General features: G+C 70.1%; 24 protein-coding genes and 1 tRNA gene. 12 read left to right on the top strand and 13 right to left on the bottom strand.

Going from position 1 to position 22,010, the window contains the following annotated elements:
- Positions 1-3: 3 nt before the first annotated feature.
- The 3 genes from BJ999_RS41080 to BJ999_RS41070 are packed head-to-tail and all read right to left on the bottom strand — an operon-like array spanning position 4 to position 1,141.
- A complete protein-coding gene (locus BJ999_RS41080) occupies positions 4-507 on the bottom strand; it encodes a very short patch repair endonuclease (protein ID WP_179838220.1) in 504 nt (167 codons plus the stop codon).
- On the bottom strand, positions 474-764 hold the full coding sequence (locus BJ999_RS41075) for a DUF6881 domain-containing protein (protein ID WP_179838219.1): 291 nt from the start codon (positions 762-764) through the stop codon (positions 474-476). The genes BJ999_RS41080 and BJ999_RS41075 overlap by 34 nt, the downstream gene beginning before the upstream one ends.
- The gene (locus BJ999_RS41070) at positions 749-1,141 is read right to left on the bottom strand and encodes an HYD1 signature containing ADP-ribosyltransferase family protein (RefSeq protein WP_179838218.1); all 393 of its coding nucleotides are present in this window, start codon (positions 1,139-1,141) and stop codon (positions 749-751) included. The genes BJ999_RS41075 and BJ999_RS41070 overlap by 16 nt, the downstream gene beginning before the upstream one ends.
- Before the next feature lie 310 nt (positions 1,142-1,451).
- Here BJ999_RS41070 and BJ999_RS41065 point away from each other — a divergent pair, with 310 nt between their 5' ends.
- On the top strand, positions 1,452-2,411 hold the full coding sequence (locus tag BJ999_RS41065) for a tetratricopeptide repeat protein (protein ID WP_179838217.1): 960 nt from the start codon (positions 1,452-1,454) through the stop codon (positions 2,409-2,411).
- A gap of 93 nt (positions 2,412-2,504) precedes the next feature.
- Positions 2,505-3,368: an NgoMIV family type II restriction endonuclease gene (locus tag BJ999_RS41060; protein ID WP_179838216.1), complete on the top strand. Its 864-nt coding sequence runs from the start codon at positions 2,505-2,507 to the stop codon at positions 3,366-3,368.
- Between the two features lie 926 nt (positions 3,369-4,294).
- Here BJ999_RS41060 and BJ999_RS41055 read toward each other — a convergent pair.
- The 3 genes from BJ999_RS41055 to BJ999_RS41045 all read right to left on the bottom strand — a co-directional run bounded on the left by BJ999_RS41055 (position 4,295) and on the right by BJ999_RS41045 (position 5,928).
- A tRNA-Pro gene (locus BJ999_RS41055) sits at positions 4,295-4,368 on the bottom strand.
- 37 nt (positions 4,369-4,405) lie between these two features.
- Positions 4,406-5,032 (bottom strand): class I SAM-dependent methyltransferase, encoded by a 627-nt coding sequence (locus BJ999_RS41050; protein WP_179838215.1) that lies wholly within the window; start codon positions 5,030-5,032, stop codon positions 4,406-4,408.
- The gene (locus tag BJ999_RS41045; protein WP_179838214.1) at positions 5,029-5,928 is read right to left on the bottom strand and encodes a metallophosphoesterase; all 900 of its coding nucleotides are present in this window, start codon (positions 5,926-5,928) and stop codon (positions 5,029-5,031) included. The genes BJ999_RS41050 and BJ999_RS41045 overlap by 4 nt, the downstream gene beginning before the upstream one ends.
- A 94-nt stretch (positions 5,929-6,022) precedes the next feature.
- Here BJ999_RS41045 and BJ999_RS41040 point away from each other — a divergent pair, with 94 nt between their 5' ends.
- Positions 6,023-6,475 carry a GatB/YqeY domain-containing protein gene (locus BJ999_RS41040; protein ID WP_179838213.1) on the top strand — a complete coding sequence of 151 codons (453 nt, stop codon included), beginning with the start codon at positions 6,023-6,025 and terminating at the stop codon, positions 6,473-6,475.
- 34 nt (positions 6,476-6,509) lie between these two features.
- Here the strand turns inward: BJ999_RS41040 and BJ999_RS41035 are convergent, their stop codons facing one another.
- A complete protein-coding gene (locus BJ999_RS41035) occupies positions 6,510-8,813 on the bottom strand; it encodes a penicillin-binding protein (RefSeq protein WP_179838212.1) in 2,304 nt (767 codons plus the stop codon).
- Between the two features lie 326 nt (positions 8,814-9,139).
- Here BJ999_RS41035 and BJ999_RS41030 point away from each other — a divergent pair, with 326 nt between their 5' ends.
- A complete protein-coding gene (locus BJ999_RS41030; protein ID WP_179838211.1) occupies positions 9,140-9,469 on the top strand; it encodes a WhiB family transcriptional regulator in 330 nt (109 codons plus the stop codon).
- A 208-nt stretch (positions 9,470-9,677) separates the two neighbouring features.
- Here the strand turns inward: BJ999_RS41030 and bagB are convergent, their stop codons facing one another.
- A complete protein-coding gene (bagB, locus tag BJ999_RS41025) occupies positions 9,678-10,835 on the bottom strand; it encodes an ATPase BagB (RefSeq protein ID WP_179838210.1) in 1,158 nt (385 codons plus the stop codon).
- An 88-nt stretch (positions 10,836-10,923) separates the two neighbouring features.
- Complete coding sequence (gene bagA, locus BJ999_RS41020) at positions 10,924-11,919, bottom strand: ATPase BagA (RefSeq protein ID WP_229810051.1); 996 nt, start codon at positions 11,917-11,919, stop codon at positions 10,924-10,926.
- Positions 11,920-12,156: 237 nt separating this feature from the next.
- Between bagA and BJ999_RS41015 the strand changes: the two genes are divergently transcribed.
- Positions 12,157-13,194, top strand: a complete 1,038-nt coding sequence (locus BJ999_RS41015; RefSeq protein WP_179839156.1) for a slipin family protein — start codon at positions 12,157-12,159, stop codon at positions 13,192-13,194.
- A 10-nt stretch (positions 13,195-13,204) separates the two neighbouring features.
- On the opposite strand, the gene BJ999_RS41010 is transcribed toward BJ999_RS41015, so the two are convergent.
- On the bottom strand, positions 13,205-14,443 hold the full coding sequence (locus BJ999_RS41010) for an MFS transporter (RefSeq protein ID WP_179838208.1): 1,239 nt from the start codon (positions 14,441-14,443) through the stop codon (positions 13,205-13,207).
- Positions 14,444-14,525: 82 nt separating this feature from the next.
- Between BJ999_RS41010 and BJ999_RS41005 the strand changes: the two genes are divergently transcribed.
- A complete protein-coding gene (locus BJ999_RS41005; protein WP_179838207.1) occupies positions 14,526-15,044 on the top strand; it encodes a MarR family winged helix-turn-helix transcriptional regulator in 519 nt (172 codons plus the stop codon).
- Here the strand turns inward: BJ999_RS41005 and BJ999_RS41000 are convergent.
- On the bottom strand, positions 15,034-15,981 hold the full coding sequence (locus BJ999_RS41000) for an NADP-dependent oxidoreductase (protein ID WP_179838206.1): 948 nt from the start codon (positions 15,979-15,981) through the stop codon (positions 15,034-15,036). The two genes, BJ999_RS41005 and BJ999_RS41000, sit on opposite strands and share 11 nt — an antisense overlap.
- Before the next feature lie 131 nt (positions 15,982-16,112).
- Here BJ999_RS41000 and BJ999_RS40995 point away from each other — a divergent pair, with 131 nt between their 5' ends.
- The 5 genes from BJ999_RS40995 to BJ999_RS40975 are packed head-to-tail and all read left to right on the top strand — an operon-like array spanning position 16,113 to position 19,053.
- Positions 16,113-16,547: a winged helix-turn-helix transcriptional regulator gene (locus BJ999_RS40995; protein WP_179838205.1), complete on the top strand. Its 435-nt coding sequence runs from the start codon at positions 16,113-16,115 to the stop codon at positions 16,545-16,547.
- Positions 16,548-16,552: 5 nt separating this feature from the next.
- Entirely contained in the window at positions 16,553-16,708 is a 156-nt protein-coding gene (locus BJ999_RS40990; RefSeq protein WP_149264350.1) for a Sp36 family protein, read from the top strand.
- A 52-nt stretch (positions 16,709-16,760) separates the two neighbouring features.
- The gene (locus BJ999_RS40985) at positions 16,761-17,222 is read left to right on the top strand and encodes a RidA family protein (RefSeq protein ID WP_179838204.1); all 462 of its coding nucleotides are present in this window, start codon (positions 16,761-16,763) and stop codon (positions 17,220-17,222) included.
- A 30-nt stretch (positions 17,223-17,252) separates the two neighbouring features.
- Positions 17,253-18,125 (top strand): NUDIX hydrolase, encoded by an 873-nt coding sequence (locus BJ999_RS40980; protein WP_373292676.1) that lies wholly within the window; start codon positions 17,253-17,255, stop codon positions 18,123-18,125.
- Positions 18,126-18,129: 4 nt separating this feature from the next.
- A complete protein-coding gene (locus BJ999_RS40975) occupies positions 18,130-19,053 on the top strand; it encodes an MBL fold metallo-hydrolase (protein ID WP_229810050.1) in 924 nt (307 codons plus the stop codon).
- 8 nt (positions 19,054-19,061) lie between these two features.
- On the opposite strand, the gene BJ999_RS40970 is transcribed toward BJ999_RS40975, so the two are convergent.
- Positions 19,062-19,748: a Crp/Fnr family transcriptional regulator gene (locus BJ999_RS40970; RefSeq protein ID WP_021591516.1), complete on the bottom strand. Its 687-nt coding sequence runs from the start codon at positions 19,746-19,748 to the stop codon at positions 19,062-19,064.
- Positions 19,749-19,979: 231 nt separating this feature from the next.
- Here BJ999_RS40970 and BJ999_RS40965 point away from each other — a divergent pair, with 231 nt between their 5' ends.
- Positions 19,980-20,660 (top strand): TetR/AcrR family transcriptional regulator, encoded by a 681-nt coding sequence (locus BJ999_RS40965; protein WP_179838203.1) that lies wholly within the window; start codon positions 19,980-19,982, stop codon positions 20,658-20,660.
- Here the strand turns inward: BJ999_RS40965 and BJ999_RS40960 are convergent.
- Positions 20,611-21,999 (bottom strand): alpha/beta hydrolase, encoded by a 1,389-nt coding sequence (locus tag BJ999_RS40960; protein WP_179838202.1) that lies wholly within the window; start codon positions 21,997-21,999, stop codon positions 20,611-20,613. The two genes, BJ999_RS40965 and BJ999_RS40960, sit on opposite strands and share 50 nt — an antisense overlap.
- Positions 22,000-22,010: the final 11 nt, after the last annotated feature.

The following is a 22,010-nucleotide window of genomic DNA, read 5'->3' as shown; positions in this document are numbered from 1 at the left end:
CACTCAGCTGGCAGAGCGACGGGACTGGACAGCCTCGCAGACCGCGTGGGCGCAGTGGTCTGCTGGCTCGTGCTCCCAGAACCGCAGCACGAGCCACCCGGCGTTCGCGAGACGGGCATCCGTGTCGCGATCCCGCTCGACGTTGCGGCCGATTTTTCCCCGCCAGTACTCCGGGTTGGTCTTGGGCGGCACGAAGTGCTCCGGGCAACCGTGCCAGAAGCACCCGTCGATGAAGACAGCTACCCGAGTCGGCCGGAAGACCAGGTCCGCGGTCCTGCGCATCCCTGGGAGCGGCTTGGCTGCCACCCTGTACCGCAGCCCAGCTGCGTGGACCAGTGATCGGAGGGCGAGCTCAGGCGACGTGTCGCGATTGCGGTTTCCGAGCATGCTGCGGCGATTTGCAGCTGATGAGGCCCAAGAGCCTTCAGGGGGCTGCCAGGCCACGCCGGTCACGTCGCTATCAGTCGCGGGGCTTACCCGTCCCGTGTCGCGACGGCCCGAGCCCATATCTCCTCGAACTCCTGTCCGGTGATCGTACGAGGCCGGAACTCCTCATCGGCAGCGATCTCAGCTACTGTGCCCACGGGCGTCTCCGAGAGACTGGTCCCTGCAGCCTCATGGCGCTCGTCAGCGTACTGCAGGTGCCCGTCGCGGAACAGCTCGATCTTGCGAACCTCGTAGCCGTCGTCGCCGACCTCGCTGTAGATCTCGACTGGCTCCTCGCTGAAGCTGTGGACCCACTCGACTCTCAAGTACCAGACCATTCGTTCGCCCCCCAGGAGACGATCCTCCCATCGACCTGCAGCGGCTCGCGCCCGGGGACAAGGATGACGCAGCTCCTGCACTCAACCAAGGCAAGTCCCATGACGTCGACTTCAACGTAGTGCGTGAAGCGGCGCCCCTGCCACGGGACTCCCGCGAGGCGCCGGGACAGCTGGGCGAGGGACATCGCCCCTGGGGGTACATCGGAGAGATACTGGCCGTCGCCATAGCGCGCATCCTGCGGGTTCGCTTCCCGCAGAGACGGGAGCAGCGCACCGCTCACTCGAATGCCGTGCAGCCCTCGAGCGTCGGTGTAGTGCCACAGCGTCGCCTGCTCGCCTCGTCGAATGACCGCAGCTGCGGAGTCGTCCTTTTCCACGCAGGCAAGGCGATCAGTCTTGAGCACTCTGCGTCAACGGTTTCAACGCCCTGAAATATTTCACGGAACTGGGCTGCCGGTCACTGGCTCCTCGCATTCCAGCTGGTCGGCCGGTGGGATCCGCGGTTTGACTGCATGGAACGGCGAACCGTGCATGCAATGTGCAGTGCCGGTCCCTTCCAGTGTGCAAGAAAATGAAATACGGACAGTAGGGTGAAAAGCGTGCAGGGTGGGTGGACAGTCCGGGCATGCCGGACTAGTCTCCTGTCGTCATCGACTTCTCGGTACTGGGCAGTGAGGTGGTTCGGGAATGGAGCACCAGCAACACGCTGAATGGATACCTCGCGAGCAGACCCGCTTGGTCGGCGCCCTCCTCGAAGAGTCCGGCGTAGCCCAGAAGGTTATCTCAGGAAGGAGCAGGGAAGTGGCGGTGGCGTATAGGCTGCTGTGCCCTGACCTGCCGGGCGGTCTGGACCCTTCCACTGTCAGCCGCATGAAGACGGGCAGTGACCTAAGGAAGCTTAAAAGATGCAATCTCCGCTTGCTTCATCTGACGATCGCGTACGTCAAGTCTCCAAGAGGCGAGGAGAGGGCAGTCTCGGTCGGCGCAGTGGAAGAAGCAAACGACTTCGCTGATGCTGTGTTGCGTGCCGGCGGCGCGGTCGAGGAGTTGAAGCCTAGCTGCTTCAACCCAAATGATCCGCGCCATGATCGCGCGGCTGGGCTCTTCGGCGAGTATGGGATCAGTCTGCTTGAACGCGCAATCGCGCAGGATGACGAGAGATCCCTCCGGAAGATCGCTGTACTGCAGTGGCTTTCGGGCAACATCGATGATGCGCGCTACTGGAATGGCCGTGCGGGTAAAATGGCGTCGGGCACGCCGGAGGCCCTGGATGCCGAAGTCGCGGCATATGAGGCGTACTCCTCGGGTCGCTCGTACCTCTATAAAGGCCAAAGGGGGATTGCCGAAATCTATCTTGCGCTCGCGGCGGATGCAGGCCACAGGGATGCCGCTTTCCTGCTAGGCGATGCTCTTGAGGAGCTGCAGCGAAATGAGGAGGCTCGGCGTTGGTTCTCCACGGCGCAGAGCAACGGTCACGGCGAGGCTGGCAAGCGGCTTTCTGCCTTGGAAGAGGGGTCGCTGGAAGGCGACCTGCTAGACCTGTGCGGTGACATTGACGAAGGAGTGCTGGCCGAGGTTGACGATACCGACTCAGTGTCGGTAATTGGAGCTGATGCAGCCGCGAGCTATAGGAGGCAGATGTTGTGATATTGGTGTACGATACAAGCGGATCGACTAGACTGACTCAGTCGAGCTATTCTTTTAACATTTTCGCGTTATCAAAGGGGGGTGCCTAGCTGTATGACTTCAATTCTCGCCGCAGCCAGGAAAAAGTTCCATGACGACCTTGTCAATAGGCGTACACTTACGCTGTCGCCGAGTCATATTGCCTCCAATGCCGATAAAGGTCAAAAGACCAGCGTCGCTATAGCGGGAAGAATCGCACAGGATCTCGCCGCCCGCATCGTAGAGCAAAAAATACAGGGGCAGCGTGCGGGCCAGCAGTTCGAACAGGCTGTTGAGGTCTTTTTGAGGGAGACCTTTCCCTGTTTCCAATCACTACGCCCTGGCGATTGGACGATATATAACGTCGGCGGTTCCCGTAAAGAGTACCAGGTGGCCAAGTATGAGCCCTATACTCACCTGGCTGATCTGGCTCGCGCCGTCCAGAATGACCCGACCCTCGCCTCGGTATTGGGGAACTCATACGAGATTAGTCCCGACGTCCTGATCGTGCGGAGCCCAGAGTCGGACGAAGTGATTAATCGTGAACGAGAGCTTGTAGATGCCGAATTCGGGCGGTATGCCGTCATTCGAAGGGCGAACCAAAAGCGTGCGATCGTTCACGCTATTGTCTCGTGCAAATGGACTTTGCGAAGTGATCGCGCACAGAATGCGCGTTCCGAAGCATTGAATGTGATCCGGAACCGAAAAGGGCGCGCTCCGCATACTGTGGTCGTCACCGGGGAGCCATCACCGTCAAGGCTGGCCTCCCTGGCACTCGGAACCGGCGATATTGATACGGTGTACCACTTTGCACTGCCGGAGCTGATTGAGGCGGTTGGGGAGACCGAGAACGACGAGGCGATCGACATGCTCAACACCCTGGTAGACGGCAAACGAATCCGCGATATCACTGATCTGCCGCTGGATCTGGCCGTCTAGCCCTGCGCCCTGATGTCAGCTAGATCCGTGTAAGGCCCTCCAAAGAACGCGCTAGGCACTTGATGGGATCATTCACCTTTCCTCCGGCAGATACGGTTCAGTAGGCCGATTCGTTGGATAAGCGGGAGCAGGACTTCCGGGTTGGTGAACCAGACCGGTCCCCAGATCGAGTGGATGGCGTCCCAGTAGCCATCGGCGGTGGCAAGGTAGTCGAGGACGTCGCCGTGTTCGAAGTGTGCTTTGGGGAGGTGGGCCCAACGGGCACGGGCCTTCTGACACTGGGCTGGGAGATGTCCAAGCCGGTCGCAGTGATGCCCTTGGTGGTTATAGCGTCGCCTCGGCCGAGCCGAGCCCCAGGGCCGTCGTGGGATCGCCGAGTAGCTCGTCGCCGGGTACTGGGTCCAGACGAACGCGTTCTTGAGGGCTTCGTCGAGGGGTTGGTCTGTAACGCCTTCCGCGTGGTGGTCTCGTCTGGACCGTGGTCGGAGGCGGCATGTCGGCGGTTTCTCACGGGTGTGGGATGGCGCGGAGCCTGGTGTCACTGTAGCTCCGCGAGGTGCCGGCCGTCCGTCGGATGGGCGTGAGCCCGGCTGAGTGTTGGCTGCTGAGACGCTCTGTACGGCAGAGTTGGTCCCTGTGCAGCCGTGCTGGCCGTCGAGGCTGTGCGGGGTCACGAGGTTGTGATGGACGCGGCGGGCAGCTCGGCCCGCGATGCAGCCGTCCAGTAGACGACGATCCTGCGCTGCAGGAGTGTCGGGGCCACGGTTCAGATGGGGTATCGGAGGGGCTGAGATGTGGCCGCAGGGTGTCGGTGCGTGACCCTGGATGTCGTGGCGTCGCGTTCAGGGTCGGGGTCAGATGGGGGTCGAAAGATCTTGAGGCCGGTCTCCTTGGGGGAGAACCGGCCTCTGATCTGGCGTTTTCTGTCGGGGTGGCGGGATTTGAACCCACGACCTCTTCGTCCCGAACGAAGCGCGCTGCCAAGCTGCGCTACACCCCGGTGGTGGCTGCCCGGGAGTTGTACGTCCTCCCGGCGCCTAGTCCACCTTAGCGGATGCCGGGGAGTGCTGCGTCCCTGTTTTCCGGGCGGTGAAGGCGGTCACGGCGCCCGAGGTGGTGAGGGTGATGTCGGTCAGGAGGGCGGTCTCCAGCCAGGTTCGGAGGTCGGCCGCTGTTCCCGGGTTGCCGAAGGCGCCTTGGTGCTGGAGGAGCTTGATCAAGGGGTCTCGGCCGGCGCCCCTGACGAGGGTTGTGCCTTGGAGGGTGCCGCCTGGGCGTAGGACTCGGGTCAGTTCCTTGAGGGCGGCTTGGGGGTCCTCTAGGCAGTGGAGGCCGTTGTAGGTGAGGCACCGGTCGAAGGTGGAGGTGGGGAAGGGGAGGTTGTAGATGTCTGCCTGGACGAGGGTCGTTGTCTTGCGGCGGGCCCTCTTGAGCATCGTGTGGGAGAGGTCGGCGGCTACGTGGCGGGGGTTGTCGCGCACGGCCAGGCCGCCGCCGCAGGGGATGTCCAGGGTTAGGGCGGATGGGTCTTGGGCGGCTATGGCCATGTGCAGGTGGGTGATGTCGTAGTTCCAGAGGGCGCGGGCTCCCAGGCGGGAGAGGGGGCGGTTCTGGACGGCTACGTCGTACAGGGTGGCGAGGAGCGGGGCGGTCTTCCAGTTCACCGACGGGGGACGAGGGTGAGGAGGGAGGCCTCCGGGGGGCAGCAGAAGCGCATGGGGGCCTTCGGGGACGTGCCCAGGCCCGCGGAGACGTGGAGCCAGGAGCCGCGGTGCCTGTGGAGGCCCTTCACGCGGGGGCGGTCGATGCCGCAGTTGGTGGCCAGGGCGCCGTAGAAGGGGACGCAGACCTGGCCGCCGTGGGTGTGGCCGGCCAGGAGGAGGTCGTAGCCGTCGGCGGTGAAGCGGTCGAGGTTGCGGGGTTCCGGGGAGTGCATGATGCCGAGGTGGACGTCGGCCTGGGGGTCGACCGGGCCGGCGATCTTGTCGTAGCGGTCCCGGTTGATGTGGGAGTCGTCGATGCCGCCGAACTCGATGTCCAGTTCGCCGACCTTGAGGCGGCCGATGCGGTTGTTGAGGTCGAGCCAGCCGGCGGCCTGGAGGGAGGAGCCGAGCTCGCGGTAGGGGAGGTCGGGCTCGCGGCGGCGGCGGCCGTAGTCGGACTTGCTCGTGCGCCAGATGTAGCGGAGCGGGTTCTTCAGGACCGGGGAGTACAGGTCGTTGGAGCCGTAGACGAAGACGCCGGGGCGGTCGAGGAGGGGGCCGAGGGCGTCCAGGAAGGGGCCGATGGCGTCGCGGTGGGAGAGCGTGTCGCCGGTGTTGACGACGAGGTCGGGCTCCAGGGCGTCCAGCGAGCGGACCCAGTGGATCAGGCGGGACCGGCCGGGTGTGAGGTGCGCGTCGGAGATGTGCAGGATCTTCACCGAGGGGCGGCCCGGCGACAGCACCGGCACGTCGAAGCGGCGGAGGCGGAACCAGTTCCGCTCGATCAGCGAGGCGTACCCGAAGGTCGCGGCGCCCGCGCCCAGCACTCCCAGCGGCACGGCGTGGATCTTTCGCACGGCTCTCCCTTCTCAGGGGTCCATGCTTTCAGACATGGGCACCGGTCGGTAATCCTGATGAGGCGGAAGGTCGCGGACGGGCATGATGTTGTGCATGACCCTGAAGGAGAAGCTGGAGACCGATCTGTCGTCCGCGATGAAGGCGCGCGACGAGCTGCGGACGCGCACGCTGCGCATGGTGCTCACGGCGGTGAAGAACGAGGAGGTCGCCGGCAAGCAGTCGCGCACGCTTTCCGACGACGACGTCGTGAAGGTGCTCACGCGGGAGGCGAAGAAGCGGCGGGAGGCCGCGACGGCGTTCGGTGACGCGGGGCGCGAGGCGCAGGCGCAGGCGGAGCGGGACGAGGGCGAGGTGCTGGAGGGGTACCTGCCCGCTCAGCTGTCCGACGAGGAGCTGACGGCGCTGGTGGCGGACGCGATCGCCGAGACGGGCGCGTCGGGGCCCCGCGCGATGGGGCAGGTCATGAAGTCGGTGAATCCGAAGGTGGCCGGGCGCGCGGAGGGCGGGCGCGTCGCGGCGGAGGTGAAGCGGCAGCTCGCGGAATGAGAAAGGGCCCGGCTCGGCGCCGGGCCCTTTCGCGTCAGTCGCCGTCGGGCGGGGCGCCTCCGCCGCGCTTCTTGCCGGCGCTCACGTAGAGGATGACGGTGGTGCCGGGCGGGACGGAGGTGCCCGCGTCGGGCGAGGTGGACACGACCGTGCCCCTCGGCTGGTCGGAGTCGACGGAGCCGGACGCGACCTGGACGTTCAGGTCGGCGCCCTTGAGCTTGGCGGTCGCGGCGGCGACCGTGAGGCCCTTCACCTGCGGGACGTCCGTGGTGTCGCCGAAGTCGCGGGTCGGGGTCTGGAAACCGGGCGCGGGCTTGCCCGAGAGAGCGTTGCGCATGGACTGCTGCCACATGCCGCCGGGGATGTCCGCGCCGTAGACGCCGTAGACCTTGTACTGCCAGGGGCCGCGGAAGTCCCAGTAGGCGGTGGCGGCGGCGAGGTTCGGGGTGAACCCGGCGAAGACGGCGCAGGTGAACTCTTCACAGGTTCCGGTCTTGCCGGCGGCGGGACGTCCGATGCTGCGTCCGGCCGCGGTGCCCTTGGTGAGGACGCCCTGCAGGATCGAGTTCACCTTGTCGGCGACGTCCTGGTCGAGGGCCTGGTGGCAGTCCGGCTTGGGCAGCTTGAGCTTCTTGCCCTCGGGGTCGACGACCTCGGTCACCGAGACGGGGGCGCAGTACTTGCCGCGTGCGGCGAAGCCCGCGTAGGCGGCGGCGAGGTGCACCATGTCGATGTCGTTGACGCCGAGGACCTGCGACGCGATCGGCATCAGGGGGTCGCCGGTGGCCTGCTTCATCCCGAACTTCTCGGCCATCTTGACGGCGTTGCAGACGCCGACGCGCTTCTCCAGGACGGCGTAGAAGGTGTTGACCGAGTGCCAGGTGCCGGTCTTCAGGTTGAAGTTGCCCTTCTCGCTGTCGCCGGCGTTCGAGAGCGTCCAGGGACCGCCGCCGACCATGGCGTTCTTCACCTTCTTGCCGTCGAACATCCCGGTGTAGCGGCAGGGCTGGAACCCGCTGACCGTGGTGGTCTGCGGCGAGTTGATGGTCGTGCTGACCGGGATGCCCTGGTCGATGGCGGCGGCCAGGGTGAAGACCTTGAACGTCGAGCCCGCCGAGACGCCGCTTCCGCCGCCGTGCGCGGAGTCGGCGGGGAGGTTGATGGTCGTCCGGCCCTTGCCGGCGCCGTACCGCTTGCTCAGCCCGATGGCCCGGACCTTGCCGGTGCCGGGCTCGACCATCGCCTCGGCGCCGACGCGGTTGCCGCCGGGGGCGACGGTCCCGCGCAGGGCCCTGTCGACGGCGTGCTGGTCGTCCATGTCGAGCGTGGTGCGGATGGTGTAGCCGCCGCGGTTCAGCTTGTTGACGACGTTCTGCTGCTGCTTCGGCTTGAGCTGCCAGTACTTGCCGTCCGACAGGATGTTGAGCATGTCGTACTTCACGTACTCGCAGAAGTACGGCGCCTTGCTGGTCTCGCAGCCGCCGACCGGGTCGGTGCGGTTCAGCTGGATCGGCTTGGCGGCCTCCGAGTCGGCCTGCGCCTTGGTGATGTGACCGAGCTGCGCCATCCGGTAGAGGACGACGTCGCGCCGCTTGCGGGCGTCCTTGGGGTTGCGGATGGGGTCGAAGGCCGTGGGGTTCTGGGTGATCCCGGCGAGCAGGGCGGCCTGGCCGAGCCCCAGCTTGGACGCGGGGATGCTGAAGTACCGCTTGGACGCGGCCTGGACGCCGTATGCGCCGGCGCTGAAGTAGGCGACGTTCATGTAGCCCTCAAGGATCTGGTCCTTGGTGAGGCGCTGCTCGACGTCCAGCGCGTACCGGAGCTCGCGCAGCTTGCGTCCGACCGTGGGCGCGGTGACCTCGCGGTACTCCTCCTCGGTCTTGGCGCTGTCGACCAGGAGGTTCTTGACGTACTGCTGGGTGAGGGTGGAGCCGCCCTGCGTCTGCTCGGACTCGACGTTGGACGCCATCGCGCGGATGGTGCCCTTGAGGTCGAGCGCGCCGTGCTCGTAGAAGCGCGAGTCCTCGATGTCGACCATCGCCTGCCGCATGATGGGGGCGACCTGGTCGAGCCGGACGGACTCGCGGTACTTGTCGAAGAACGTGGCGACCTGCTTGCCGTTGCCGTCGTACATCACCGTCTTCTCGGACGGCGGTGTCGTCTTGAGCCGGCTGTCCATGTCCTCGAAGTTGTTGGCGGCGTCGCGGGCGGTCAGCCCCGCGCTGCCCACGGCGGGCAGCGCGATGAGCGCGACGATGAGGCCTGCCACCACCCCGGCACCTAGCAACCTGAACAGCGTGGACGCGGCCTGGGCCCGATCGTTCTTCGCAACGCGCACGGGGTCTAGGGTACGCGGGACGAGCAGTGCATTAGGGACAGGTCCCCCGGGGTTCGTGCTTTCCGGACCGGCTGATCAGGATCTTCGTCCGTTATGCCCCCATCGTGACAACCTGCGCGGTGTCTGGCGCGTCAACTGCAGGTAACTAGTCCGTTCCGGCGGTATGGCCCCGGTGGGCTATATCGAGAATGGGCCCAACGGGGGCTGTTGAAACGTCCCTCGCTTCCGTAAGTTCTTCCCCACGGCTTTCGTTTGGCGGCCTGACGTCCGCGCCCGTCCGGCCAAGGAGCGCAAATCGACACAGACCCTAGGGGAGTGGGGCCAAGATGTGGATCACGGATTGGACCGCCCGCGCCGCCTGCCGTAACGCGGATCCGGACGCTCTGTTCGTGCAGGGTGCGGCGCAGAACCGAGCCAAGCTCATCTGCCGCGGCTGCCCGGTGCGCACGGAGTGTCTCGCCGACGCTCTCGACAACCGGATCGAGTTCGGCGTGTGGGGCGGGATGACCGAGCGGGAGCGCCGAGCCCTGCTGCGGCGGCGACCGGATGTGCGCTCGTGGCGCGACCTGCTGGAGACCGCGAAGGAAGAGTACGAGCGGTCGGCGGAGATCGACGAGGAAGAACTCGTCGCCAGCGAAGAGCTCGTCGCAAGCTGAGTTCGACGGGTCCCCGGGGCCCGTCCGGCGGCGTCCGAGGATCGGCACGGTCCAAATAAAGCGTGGCCGGTAGGCCCGTACCACCCATTGGGTACGGGCCTATCGCCATGCCCGAAAATACGGGTTTTCGCTGATCAGAGTGCGAGATGGCGGAACGTCCGGGTAACGGCGCCGGAGTCCGGCCCGCGTGCAGTTCTCCGGCTGGACGTCAGGCGGCGGTGGGGGACGCGGTGGGAGCGGCCAGATCCTCGCCCACCTGGCGCAGGCCGTCGAGGTCGTGGACGTCCTCCGCCTGCGCCGGGACGGCCGTGACCGGCACGGTCGGGTGCGTCGACGCGAAGTGGTCGCGAAGGCGGTCCTCGCGGGCGGCCAGTTGCATGCGGTCGGTGTGCAGGCGCAGCAGGGCCGCGGTCAGCGTGTGCTCGCCGCGCTCCTCCAGCGTCTCGGCGGCGGCCTGGCTGCGGGCCGCCGACAGGACGTCGTCGGCGGTCTCGTGGACGCGGTTGACCACGAGACCGGCGAGCGGCATCCGCTCCTCGTCGAGGCGCTCGACGAAGTAGGACGCCTCGCGCAGGGCGTCGGGCTCGGGCGCTGCGACGACGAGGAACGCGGTGCCCGGGGTCTGCAGGAGCTTGAACGTCTTCTCGGCGCGCTCCCGGAACCCGCCGAACATGGTGTCGAAGGCGGCGACGAACGTCTGCACGTCGCGCAGCAGCTGGACGCCGAGGACCTTGTTGATGACGCCGGTGAACACGCCGAACCCGGCACTGATCACCTTGACGCCGAGGCGGCCGCCGGACTTGGCCGGGGCGGCGAGGATCTTCATGAAGCGGCCGTCGAGGAAGCGGCCCATCCGCTCGGGGGCGTCCAGGAAGTCCAGCGCGTTCCGGGACGGCGGGGTGTCGACGATGATCAGGTCCCAGGCGCCGGAGCGGTGCAGCTGCCCGAGCTTCTCCATCGCCATGTACTCCTGCGTGCCCGAGAGGCTGGACGACAGCGACTGGTAGAAGGGGTTGGCGAGGATCTGCTTGGCCCGGTCCGGGTCGGCGTGCGCCTCGACGATCTCGTCGAAGGTCCGCTTCATGTCGAGCATCATGGCGTGCAGCTCGCCGTCGCCGTCGATCTCGATCCGGCGCGGGTTGTTGTCGAGCTCCGACAGGCCCATCGACTGCGCGAGGCGGCGCGCCGGGTCGACGGTGAGGACGACGACGTCCCGTCCCCGTTCGGCGGCGCGCACTCCGAGGGCGGCGGCCGTGGTGGTCTTGCCGACCCCGCCCGACCCGCAGCACACGATGATCTTCGTGCGCGGGTCGTCGAGCAGCCCGTCGACGTCGAGCACCGGTGGGGTCTTGCCGGACTGGCTCATCGGTTCACCTCTGCCGGTCGGTCCCCGCCCGAACGGGGGGTCAGCCTCACCCAGGAGACGCCGCGGCCGGAGGCGTGGGCGGGGGCGGTCATGCGGCGCCCTGGTCGCGGAGGGCGGCGGCCAGGTCGTAGAGGCCCGCCAGGTCCATGCCGTCGGAGAGCTGGGGGAGGGTGTAGCGAGGCCGGTCGACGGAGTCCAGGCGCTCCTTCTCGCGGCGCTGGAGGGCGGTGCGGCGGGCGTGGTCGACGGCCTCCCCGGCGAGGACGGCGGCGATCGCCTCGGCGTCGTGCTCCAGGCCGGCGGCCTTCACGCCGCGGACGATCTCGTCGGTGTCCAGGGCCCCGGCGGCGGCCACGGCGAGGTCGTCCTCGGTGAGGACGGGCTGGTGCTCCATGTTGACGATCACGCCGCCGACCGGGAGCCCGACCGCGGTGAGGTCGCGGATGCCGTCCATCGTCTCCTGGACGGGCATCTCCTCCAGGAGCGTGACGAAGTGCACCGCGGTCTCGGGGCTGCGGACGACCTTCATCACGGTGTCGGCGTGGTTGCGGACGGGGCCGACCTTGGCGAGGCCGGAGACCTCGTCGTTGACGTTCAGGAACTTCGTGATGCGGCCGGTGGGCGGGGCGTCCATCACGACGGCGTCGTAGACGAACGAGCCGTCCTTCTTCTTGCGGCGCACCGACTCGGACGTCTTGCCGGTGAGGATGACGTCGCGCAGGCCGGGGGCGATGGTGGTGACGAAGTCGACGATGCCGAGCTTGGTCATCGCCTTCCCGGCGCGCTTGAGGTTGTAGAACATCTCGAGGTACTCGATGAGCGCCTCTTCGGTGTCGACGGCGAGCGCGTGGACGTCCCCGCCGTCCGGGGCGACGGCGACGCGGCGCTCCTCGTAGGGCAGGGGCGGGCAGTCGAAGAGCTGGGCGATGCCCTGGCGTCCCTCGACCTCGACGAGCAGCACCTTGCGGCCGCCGGCGGCGAGGGCCAGGGCGAGGGCGGCGGCGACGGTCGTCTTGCCCGTGCCGCCCTTGCCGGTGACCACATGGAGGCGTACGCCGTCCCAGTCGGTGTCTCTCGCGCTCACCCGATCGACCATATCGTTCACTCGTCAAACACTTGAGAGGGCGGTCGTCCTCATGCAAGTGATCCCTGACACGGTTCCCCCGCCCGGACGCTGTCATTCGGCCTGCCCGCGCGGTTAGCTTGAAAACGTGAACCGTGCTATGGACGGTTCCGTCCGGACCCTGACCGGTCCGGACGCCCGCCGGAGCTCCGGGGGCGCCTCCCGGGGCCCGGGCCCTCACGCGAAAGAGGTGCCGTGATGATAGCGGTAGCCCTGGTCATCCTGCTGATCGTCGTCGTCGGCGGCCTGATCGTCCTGGCGTCGTCCGTCCGCGTCGTGCAGCAGTTCGAGCACGGGATCGTGTTCCGGTTCGGGCAGGTCCAGCGGGACGGGCAGATGCGGCCCGGCGCGGTGCGCACCCCGGGCCTGACGGCGATCGTGCCGATCGCCGAGCGCATGCAGAAGGTCAGCCGGCAGACGATCACGATGGGGGTGCCCGGCCAGGACGGGATCACCCAGGACAACGTGAGCGTCCGCGTCGACGCGGTCGTGTACTTCCGGGTGATCGACCCGGTGAAGGCGATCGTGAACGTGCACAACTACCAGTACGCGGTGTCGCAGGTGGCGCAGACGTCGCTGCGGTCGGTGATCGGGCAGGCCGACATGCAGGAGCTGCTCGGCGAGCGCGAGAAGATCAACATGCGGCTGCGGGCGATCATCGACGAGATCACCGAGGGGCCGTGGGGCATCCTGATCGAGCGGGTCGAGATCAAGGACGTGTCGCTGCCGGAGGGCATGAAGCGGTCGATGGCCCGGCAGGCGGAGGCGGAGCGGGAGCGCCGCGCCCGCATCATCACCGCGGACGGCGAGTTCCAGGCGTCCAAGCGCCTCGCCGCCGCCGCGGAGATCATGTCGCAGGACCCGGCGGCCCTCCAGCTGCGCCTGCTGCAGACGGTCGTGGAGGTCTCCGCCGAGAAGAACAGCACGCTGGTCATGCCGCTGCCGGTGGAGATCCTGCGGTTCTTCGAGCGTGCCGCGGGCGGCCCGGGACGCTCCGAGGACGGCGGCGAGGGCAAGCCCGACCTCGGTGAGCGGCTCGCGAAGGCCGAGGAGGAGCTGGCCAGGGCCACGGAGCGGTCGTCGGCGCTGGAGTCGACCGAGGACGTCCCACCCGTCATCGGGCTGGACGAGCCCAAGCGCCGGGCGTCCGAGGTGGCCGCGCCGCAGGACGAGCAGCGGCGCGGCATCGGCGGCGGCGCGCCGGAGGCCGTGGAGGAGGAGCAGCCGCCCCGCTGACCGGCTCGCCTCACCGAGCCTGCGGCTGAGGTGAGGCGAGCGCGGCGTCCGGCGCGGCCACGGGCATGGTCAGGCGCCGGACGCCCGGTACCGCCGCCGTGCCCAGGCAGGCCGCGCCGACCAGGACGGCCGCCGTCCACAGCGGGACGGAGGGGCCCCAGACGGAGGCGGCCCACGGTGCGAGCGCGTAGCCGAGGGGCGCCGCGGCCAGCGACAGCAGCCAGTCGTAGGACGTCACCCGGGCCAGCGCCTGCGGCGGGATGGTCATCTGCACGACGGTCTCCCAGGTCGGGTTGAGGACGCCGAGGCCGGTGAGCGCCAGCCCGTAGGCCGCGACGAGCAGGGGCGCGGGCGCGGCGACGGCGAACAGGGCGAGGGGCAGCGCCAGCGCGGCCAGGCCCACGTTGGCGACGAGGACGGGACGGCGCGGGCGGACGCGGGCGGCCAGCAGCGCTCCGGCGACGAGCCCGGCGGCGCCCACCTGGACGGTCGCGATCCAGACCCCCTCGCCGCCGAGCCGATCGACGGCGAGGGCGGGGCCGAGGGTGAGCAGGACGGCGGACGTGCCGTTCCAGACGCCGTGCGCGATCAGGCTCGTCCAGTACCAGTCGCGCGAGCGGACCTCCGACCAGCCCTCCGCCAGGTCGGCCCGCAGTGAGCGCCGCGGGATCGGGACGTGCCGGACGCGCGCCAGGGCGAGGATCGCCGCGCTCGCGGCGAACGACGCCGAGTCCAGCAGGAACGTCCAGCCGGGGCCGATGGTCAGCACGAAGGTGCCGGCGAGGGCGGGGCCGGCCAGGCGGGTGGCGCCGTTGGCGACGCCCATCAGGGAGTTGGCCTTCTGCAGCCCGGAGGGCTCGACGGTGCCGGCGATCAAGGGTGAGACGGTCGGCGTCTGGAAGGCCGAGGCCGCGCCGCCGATCACCTGGGCGGCGGCGAGGTGCCACAGCCGAGGCTCGCCGCTCAGGAGTTCCAGCGCCGCGAACAGTTGCGCCGCGGCACCGGCGAGGTCGGTCGTGAGGGCGACGCCGCGTGCGTTCAGGCGGTCGGCGAGGACGCCCCCGAGGGGCAGCAGGAGCAGGCGCGGCACCATCGCGCAGCCGAGCACGAGGGCGAGCGCCGACGTGGAGCCCGTCGCCCGCAGGACGGCGAGCGCGAGGGCGGCGGGGACGGCGGCGTCCCCGGTCAGGGACAGGACGCGGGCGGCGAACAGCAGCCGGAAGTCCCGGCCGCGCAGGGGGTGGGTCATGGTCGAACAATATAGTTCGTTGTCGAACTAATCGCCAGGGAATTATTCTCCATCGAACGATGAAGGCGACTACGATCCCCGCATGGGTGACAGGGACCGGACCGACGACCACGTGGAGCGGTGGGCGCCGATCGTGCCCGACCTCGATCCCGACATCGAGGGCGCCGTGACCCGGATGGTCTTCTTCGTCAAGCACATCCGGCAGATGCGCGAGGAACTCCTCGCCGCCTCCGGCCTGCAGCGGCACGAGTTCGACACGCTGCACGCGCTCGCCGGGCGGCACGGCACCGCCGCGCCCTCCCAGCTCGCCGCCGACCTCGCCATGCCCCCGAACTCGATCACCGGCCGCCTGGACGCGCTGGAGCGCCGCGGCTTCGTCCGCCGGTCCCCGTCCGCCACCGACCGCCGCCGGGTCGTCGTCGAGTTGACCCCCGCCGGACGCTCCGCCTGGCGCGAGGCGATGGACGGCCTGGGCGTCGAGGAGACCCGCCTGCTCGGCGCCCTCGACCCCGCCGAGCGCCGCACCCTCGCCGACCTCCTCCGCCGCGTCATGCTCCGCGCCGAGCAGCCCGCCGGTCCGCCGCAGGGCCCTACGGGGTGAGGACCAGCCGTCCGCGCAGGCCGCCTGCTTCCAGCCGCGCGTGGGCCTTGGACGCCTCGGCGAGCGGGAGCGTGCCGGCGACGCGGGGCGTGAGGCGGCCCTCGTCCGCGAGCGCCGCGAGCCCGGCCATCGCCGCGGCGTCCGCGCGTATCCACACGTTGTGGACGGTGATCCCGCGCAGCGGGAGCGGGGTGGCCGGACCGCCGTTCACCGCCGCGAAGCTCCCGCCGTTCCGGACGGCGTCGAGGGCCGCTACCGAGAGGAGGGCCGCGTCGACGGCGCCGTCCACACCGCCCGGGACGAGCGCGCGGACGGCGTCCCCCAGGTGCGCCCCGCGCGGAACGAACATCTCCGCGCCGAGCCCGCGCACCAGTGCCTCGTCGGAGGCGGAGGCCGTGGCGGCGACGCGCAGACCGCGGTGGGCGGCCAGTTCCACCGCGTAGCCGCCGACGGCGCCCGCGGCTCCCGTGACGAGCAGCGTGGCTCCCGAGGGCAGGCCGAGGAGGTCGAGGGCCTGGAGGGCGGTCAGCCCGTTCAGCGGGATCGTCGCCGCCTCGACCGCCGGGACCGACCGCGGCGCGGGCGCGACGGCGTCCGCGTCCAGGACGATCGCGTCCGCGTAGGCGCCCAGCGGCACGTCGAGCCGGTCCTTGAGGCCGATGACCTCGTCGCCCACGGCGATCCGCGTCACACGCCCCCCGACCGCGTCGACGGTCCCGGCGACGTCCCAGCCGATGCCGACCGCGGGCCGCGAGCCGAACGGCGGCATCAGCCCCGCGCCGGCCAGCGCCCCCGAGCGGGTCGCGGCGTCGACCGGGTTGACCGCCGCGGCCGCCACCCGGATCCGTACCTGGCCGGGCCCCGGGACGGGCACCGGAGCGTCGGAGAGCTCCAACGCGCCGGGCCCGCCGGGTGTCCTCACGATGATCGCGCGCATGGCGGTGACTCCTCGGACGAAGTGGGTTCATGTGCGGGAGAGGCCCCGCACCGGCCACTGTCGCCGGAACAGCCGCGGGCCGGAAGAAGTTACTTCGGAGTGCGTTCGGCACCCGGAGGTGAACCCGCGGCATGGCCACGATGACGGCGGCGGAGCGTCGCGAGCAGGAGAAGGCGGCGTTCGACGTCTACATGGACGGATGCCCCACCCACCAGCTGATGGGGATCATCGGCAACAAGTGGAGCATGCTCGTCCTCGCCGACCTGGCGCACGGCGCACGCAGGTACGCCGAGGTCGGCAGGGCGCTCCCGGGGGTCAGCGCGAAGATGCTCACGCAGACGCTCCGCTCCCTGGAGCGGGACGGCTTCGTGGCGCGCAGCGTGACTCCGTCCGTGCCCGTCCAGGTCGAGTACACCCTGACGCGGCTGGGCGAACGGATCGTGCCTCTGCTGACGTCCATCCGGGAGTGGGCCGACCGGCACATCGACGAGATCCACGCGGCGCGCGAGCGGTACGGCGAGGGGGCCGGTCAGGCCGTCGGGGCGGACGGCCGATCGCTAGGGTGAGGGCCATGAAGAAGTGGGAGTACGCGACCGTTCCGCTGCTGGTGCACGCGACCAAGCAGATCCTCGACAACTGGGGCCAGGACGGGTGGGAGCTCGTCACCGTCCTGCCGGGGCCGAACCCCGAGAACCTCGTGGCCTACTTCAAGCGCGAAGTCCAGTAGCGGCCCGTCGGAACACCCCGTCGTAACGGACCTCAACGAGGAGGAATGCGCGATGAGCACGCCTGAAGAGCGGATCCGCGAGCTCGGCATCGAACTGCCGGAGGTCGTCCCGCCGGTCGCGTCCTACGTGCCGACGGCGCGGACGGGGTCGCTCGTCTACACCGCCGGCCAGATCCCGCTGGTCAAGGGCGAGCTGGGCGCCACCGGGAAGGTGGGCGCCGAGGTCAGCGCGGAGGAGGCGGCGCGCCAGGCGCGGATCTGCGCGCTGAACGCGATCGCGGCGCTGAAGGCGGAGGTCGGCGAGCTGTCGCGGATCGTGCGGATCGTGAAGGTCGTCGGGTTCGTCGCCAGCGCGCCGGACTTCCACGGCCAGCCGCAGGTGATCAACGGGGCGAGCGATCTGCTGGCCGAGGTGTTCGGGGACGCGGGCAGGCACGCGCGCAGCGCCGTCGGCGTCGCCGTCCTGCCGCGGGACGTGCCGGTCGAGGTGGAGCTGATCGCCGAGGTGGCGTGAGGCGCCGGGCTTGACGGAACGCCATTCGGTATGTCCGAATGGCTCGCCATGGGGATCACCAACGGACTCAAGCTGCCCGAGTCGTTCCGGGGGCAGGTCGAGGACATCCTGGAAGGCCGGACCGACCCGGTGGCCGCCAAGGACGCGGCGACCGTGGTCGTGCTGCGCGACCACGACGAGCACGGGCTCCAGGCGTTCATGCTGCGCCGCGTCCGGTCGATGGCGTTCGCGCCCGGCGCCTACGTGTTCCCCGGCGGCTCGGTCGACCCGCGCGACGGGGAGGCGGCGCTGGCGTGGTCCGGTCCGTCCCCCGCCGAATGGGGCAAGGCGTTCGACGCGGACGAGACGCTGGCCCGCGAGCTGGTGTGCGCGGCGGTCCGGGAGACGTTCGAGGAGACGCTCGTGCTGCTCGCCGGCCCGACCGGGGAGACGGTCGTGGACGACACGCGCGGCGACGACTGGGAGGCCGACCGGCAGGCGCTGCTGGACCGCTCACAGTCGTTCGGGGGGTTCCTCGACCGGCGCGGCCTCGTGCTGCGCTCGGACCTGCTGCGCCCGTGGGCGCACTGGATCACCCCGAAGATCGAGCGCAAGCGCTACGACACCCGCTTCTTCGTCGCCGCGATGCCGGCGGGTCAGCGGGCGAGGGACGTCAGCACCGAGGCCGACCAGGTCGCCTGGGTGAGCCCGGCGGAGGCCGCCGAGCGGGCGGCGCGCGGCGAGTGGATGATGCTGCCGCCGACGGTCGCGACGCTGGCGGAACTCGCCGGGTTCGCGACGGTGGCCGACGTGCTGGCCGCGCAGCGCGAGATCGTCGTGCAGGAGCCGGTCGCCGAGATCATCGACGGCGACGCCTACCTCGTGCTGCCCGAGGGCGTCGCGCGGCACTACCCGCAGGGCTGAGAACGTGTCCCGCCGGGTGCCCCTGACCCAGGCCCTCCTGTGGCGGCTGGCGGGCACCTCCGCGCTCCGGCGGCTGGAGCGTCTCGGCTGGAACCCGGCCCGTCACCCCGATCGCGCCTCGGGCAGGATGGGGGACATGACGGAGATCGACGGGATGGGTACCGACCGGGCGACCTGCGTGCTCGCCCCGAACCCGTCCGCCATGACCCTGGACGGCACCAACACCTGGATCATCGCCGAGCCCGGTGCCGCCGAGGCCGTCGTCGTCGACCCCGGGCCGAAGGACGGCGAGCACCTGCGGCGCGTCCTCCAGACGGTGGAGGCGCAGGGGCGGCGGGTCGGCCTGGTCCTGCTCACCCACGGGCACCCCGACCACTCCGCGGGGGCCGGGAAGTTCGCGAAGCTGGCGGGCGGCGGGGTCGGGGTGCGGGCGCTGGACCCCCGGCACCGGCTCGGCGACGAGGGCCTCGCGGAGGGCGACGTCGTCACCACGGGCGGCCTGGAGCTGCGGATCATGGAGACGCCGGGCCACAGCGACGACTCGCTGACGTTCTGGCTTCCGGCCGACGGCGCCGTCCTCACCGGCGACACCGTCCTCGGGTACGGGACGACCGTGCTGGAGGGGAGGCTCGGCGACTACCTCGGCTCGCTCGACCGGCTCCGCCGGTTCTCCGCCGACAGGGGGGCCGCGACCATCCTCCCCGGTCACGGGCCCAAGCTGGACGACCCCATCGCCGTCCTGGACCACTACATCGACCACCGCCGCGAGCGCCTCGCCCAGGTCGAGGCCGCCGTCGCCGCGGGCGCCCGCACGGCGCGGGAGGTCGTCGAGCGCGTCTACGCCGACGTGGACAGGTCCCTGTGGCCCGCGGCCGAGTGGTCGGTCCAGTCCCAGCTCGACTACCTCGCCGAGCGCGGGGCCGTCTGACCCCTCGGCTACTTCGAGCGCTTGCGGAGGCGCTCGATGTCGAGGATCACGACGGCGCGGGCCTCGATGCGCAGCCAGTTGCGCTGCGCGAAGTCGGCGAGGGCCTTGTTGACCGTCTCGCGGGACGCGCCGACGAGCTGGGCCAGTTCCTCCTGGGTGAGGTCGTGGTGGACGTGCAGGCCCGACTCCGACGGCTGGCCGAAGCGCTCCGCGAGGTCGAGCAGCGCCTTGGCGACGCGTCCGGGCACGTCGGTGAAGACCAGGTCGGCCATCACGTCGTTGGTCTTGCGGAGCCGCTGGGCGAGCGCGCGGAGCAGCTGCACGGCGACCTCGGGATGGCCGGTGAGCCAGGGCCGCAGGTCGTCGTGGCCGAGCCCGGCGAGGCGGCACTCGGTGACCGCGATGGCGCTCGCGGTGCGGGGGCGCGGGTCGAACAGCGACAGCTCCCCGAACATCTCGCTCGGGCCGAGCACGCTCAGCAGGTTCTCGCGCCCGTCCGGCGCCGTCCGGGTCAGCTTGATCTTTCCTTCGAGGACGACGTAGAGCCGGTCCCCGGTCTCGCCCTCGTTGAACAGCGTCTGTCCGCGGGCGAGACGCACCTCGGTCACGTTGGCGCGCAGCGCCTTGGCACCCTGCTCGTCGAGAGCCTCGAAGAGCGGAGCTCTGCTCAGAACGTCCACGTCGCGATCGGTCACGCTATTCCTCCTCGAACACCTACTTGCCTAGTGTGACGTACGTCCCACCGCGTACGTGAAGGCAGGGTCACGGCGCGCCGAAACGCGGGACCAGGGGTGATCCGTCCCGGGGGGCGCCCCCGATCCCGTTCGCCCAGTGTACGGACCACCGGGTGAATGCCGTCACACCGGTCTCATCGCCCGTTACGGGATGGCCCGGGCAGGGTAGCGGCCGTGCTTTAACCTGAGCGGATGCAGACGTCCGAGCCCGGGCCCACACCGCGCCGCCTGCCGAGGGGGCGCCACGCGCTTTCGCGCTCGGAGGTCGAGCGGGTGCACCGCGACCGGCTGTGCGGGGCCATGGCGGCGGCGATGGCGGAGAAAGGGTACGTCGGGACGTCGGTGGAGGACGTCCTGAAGCGGGCCAGGGTGTCCCGGCAGAGCTTCTACGCGCTGTACTCGTCCAAGCTCGACTGCTTCATGGCCGCCTTCAACCTGGCGGGTGTGCTGCTGCTGAAGCAGTTGGAGAGGGCTTCGCAGGGCGAGGGCGAGGGCGACGCGGCCGAGCGGAGGTCCTCGCAGGGCGAGGGCGGCGCGGCCGAGCGGTTCGAGCGCGTCTTCACCGCCTACCTGGAGGCGCTGGCGTCAGAGCCCGGGTACGCGCGGCTGTTCCTGGTGGAGGTGTACGCGGCGGGCCCGGAGGCCGTCCGGCGGCGGACGCAGATCCAGCGCGAGCTGGCGGTGGGCCTCGCCGACCTCATGGGCGTGACGGGCGACGCCGGCCGGTTCGCGTGCGAGGTCATCGTGTCGGCGGTGAGCTCGATGGTGACGCCGGCCGTCGCGGCGGGCGACATGGCGGCGCTGCGCGCGGTCGGGCCCCCGGTCATCGAGCACGTGCGCCTGCTGCTGCGCTCGGGCGTCCTGAACGGCTGATGCTCACCAGCGTGGTCGCGGTGCCGCGCGCGGGCGGGAGCGTGACGGTGAGCCGCCCGGTCGGCCCGGCGGCGGTCCTGATGACCTTGTGCGTCCTCCCGCGCGTCACGCCGATGACGAGGCGGGCGCCGGGGCGGTAGGACGCGGGGGTCGTGACGGTGGCGGCCCCGGCGGCGCGCAGGGCGAACCCCGTCGCGGAGGCGTTCGTCAGCGCGCTGAACTCCTGGGCCTTCGGCCGCTTGAGCGAGACCGTCCAGCCCCACTGCGTCCAGGTCGGGTCGACCGAGCGGTAGGAGGTCTTCGCGGGCGGGCGCGGCGGGGCGGCGAACGTCCGCATCAGCGGGCCCATGTGCTGCCGCAGGTCGCGGGCCCAGTACGGGAAGGTGTGGGTACCGAGCACGTAGTCGTCGTAGTGGCTGGGGATCTCCAGCGCTTCCAGCCGCCGGTGGAAGCTGGCGGTCGAGGCGTGCGCGAGGGCCTCGATGCCGATCGCGGCCGGGTCGGGGACGGGCGGGTCGAGCGGCCCCGGGAGACCGGTGGCGGTGTGGAGCGCGAGCCGCATCCCGCGCAGGTTGGGCGCGAGGGTCGCCGGGTCGTGCCCGCGCCAGCCGGCCGCGTTCGCGAGCCGGGAGCCGAAGATCGCGTCGGGGTTCACGCCGTTGTCGAAGGCCGCGACGTAGGACACGATCCCGGTCGCGCCGACGGAGACGACCGGGTCGTAGGCGATGTCGGGCGCCCCCGAGAACGACGCGGCGGACACGAACAGCGCGGGGTGGCGGGCGGCGTAGCTCATCGCCCCGAAGCCGCCCTGCGACAGGCCCGCGACGGCCCGGCCCTCCCGCCGGGAGACGGTGCGCAGGTTCCGGTCGATCCAGGGGATGAGCTGGGTGACGTGGAAGGTCTCCCACCTGGACGGACCGAGCCTGGTGCGCGGGTCGGCCCAGTCGGTGTACCAGCCGCCGCCGTTGCCGTCGAAGCCCCCGTCCGGCATGACGGTGATCAGCGGCCTACCGGCGGTGGTCCGCTCGGCGTCGCCGCGGGCGACCCAGTCGGAGGCGCGTCCGGACGTTCCGTGGAACAGGTACAGGACGGGGAAGCGGGCGCCGGGACGGCGGTCGTAGCCGGTCGGCAGCAGGACGCGCACGTCCACGGCCCGCCCCAGCGCGGCCGTGCTGACGCGGAGCGCGTACTGGCGGTCGTCGATGCGCCGCACGTTCACGACGTGGACGCCGCCGGAGTCGGTGAAGCGGACCGCCCGTCCCGCCGCGTGGGCGGGCATGGCGAGTCCCGCGGAGGTCGCGGTGAGGGTCAGGGTGAGCGCGAGGACTCGGGTGCGCATGGGGGCCTCCT

This window comes from Actinomadura citrea, from assembly GCF_013409045.1.
GTDB lineage: Bacteria > Actinomycetota > Actinomycetes > Streptosporangiales > Streptosporangiaceae > Spirillospora > Spirillospora citrea.
Note: the sequence above shows the minus strand (reverse complement) of the source record. Positions and strands in the feature narration are given on the sequence as shown.

Coding starts and splice junctions, on each gene's coding strand:
- BJ999_RS41080 (WP_179838220.1), bottom strand. CDS start 507: ATGGGCTCGGGCCGTCGCGACACGGGACGGGTAAGCCCCGCGACTGAT.
- BJ999_RS41075 (WP_179838219.1), bottom strand. CDS start 764: ATGGTCTGGTACTTGAGAGTCGAGTGGGTCCACAGCTTCAGCGAGGAG.
- BJ999_RS41065 (WP_179838217.1), top strand. CDS start 1,452: ATGGAGCACCAGCAACACGCTGAATGGATACCTCGCGAGCAGACCCGC.
- BJ999_RS41060 (WP_179838216.1), top strand. CDS start 2,505: ATGACTTCAATTCTCGCCGCAGCCAGGAAAAAGTTCCATGACGACCTT.
- BJ999_RS41040 (WP_179838213.1), top strand. CDS start 6,023: ATGACCCTGAAGGAGAAGCTGGAGACCGATCTGTCGTCCGCGATGAAG.
- BJ999_RS41030 (WP_179838211.1), top strand. CDS start 9,140: ATGTGGATCACGGATTGGACCGCCCGCGCCGCCTGCCGTAACGCGGAT.
- bagB (WP_179838210.1), bottom strand. CDS start 10,835: ATGAGCCAGTCCGGCAAGACCCCACCGGTGCTCGACGTCGACGGGCTG.
- BJ999_RS41015 (WP_179839156.1), top strand. CDS start 12,157: ATGATAGCGGTAGCCCTGGTCATCCTGCTGATCGTCGTCGTCGGCGGC.
- BJ999_RS41010 (WP_179838208.1), bottom strand. CDS start 14,443: ATGACCCACCCCCTGCGCGGCCGGGACTTCCGGCTGCTGTTCGCCGCC.
- BJ999_RS41005 (WP_179838207.1), top strand. CDS start 14,526: ATGGGTGACAGGGACCGGACCGACGACCACGTGGAGCGGTGGGCGCCG.
- BJ999_RS41000 (WP_179838206.1), bottom strand. CDS start 15,981: ATGCGCGCGATCATCGTGAGGACACCCGGCGGGCCCGGCGCGTTGGAG.
- BJ999_RS40995 (WP_179838205.1), top strand. CDS start 16,113: ATGGCCACGATGACGGCGGCGGAGCGTCGCGAGCAGGAGAAGGCGGCG.
- BJ999_RS40990 (WP_149264350.1), top strand. CDS start 16,553: ATGAAGAAGTGGGAGTACGCGACCGTTCCGCTGCTGGTGCACGCGACC.
- BJ999_RS40985 (WP_179838204.1), top strand. CDS start 16,761: ATGAGCACGCCTGAAGAGCGGATCCGCGAGCTCGGCATCGAACTGCCG.
- BJ999_RS40980 (WP_373292676.1), top strand. CDS start 17,253: ATGTCCGAATGGCTCGCCATGGGGATCACCAACGGACTCAAGCTGCCC.
- BJ999_RS40965 (WP_179838203.1), top strand. CDS start 19,980: ATGCAGACGTCCGAGCCCGGGCCCACACCGCGCCGCCTGCCGAGGGGG.
- BJ999_RS40960 (WP_179838202.1), bottom strand. CDS start 21,999: ATGCGCACCCGAGTCCTCGCGCTCACCCTGACCCTCACCGCGACCTCC.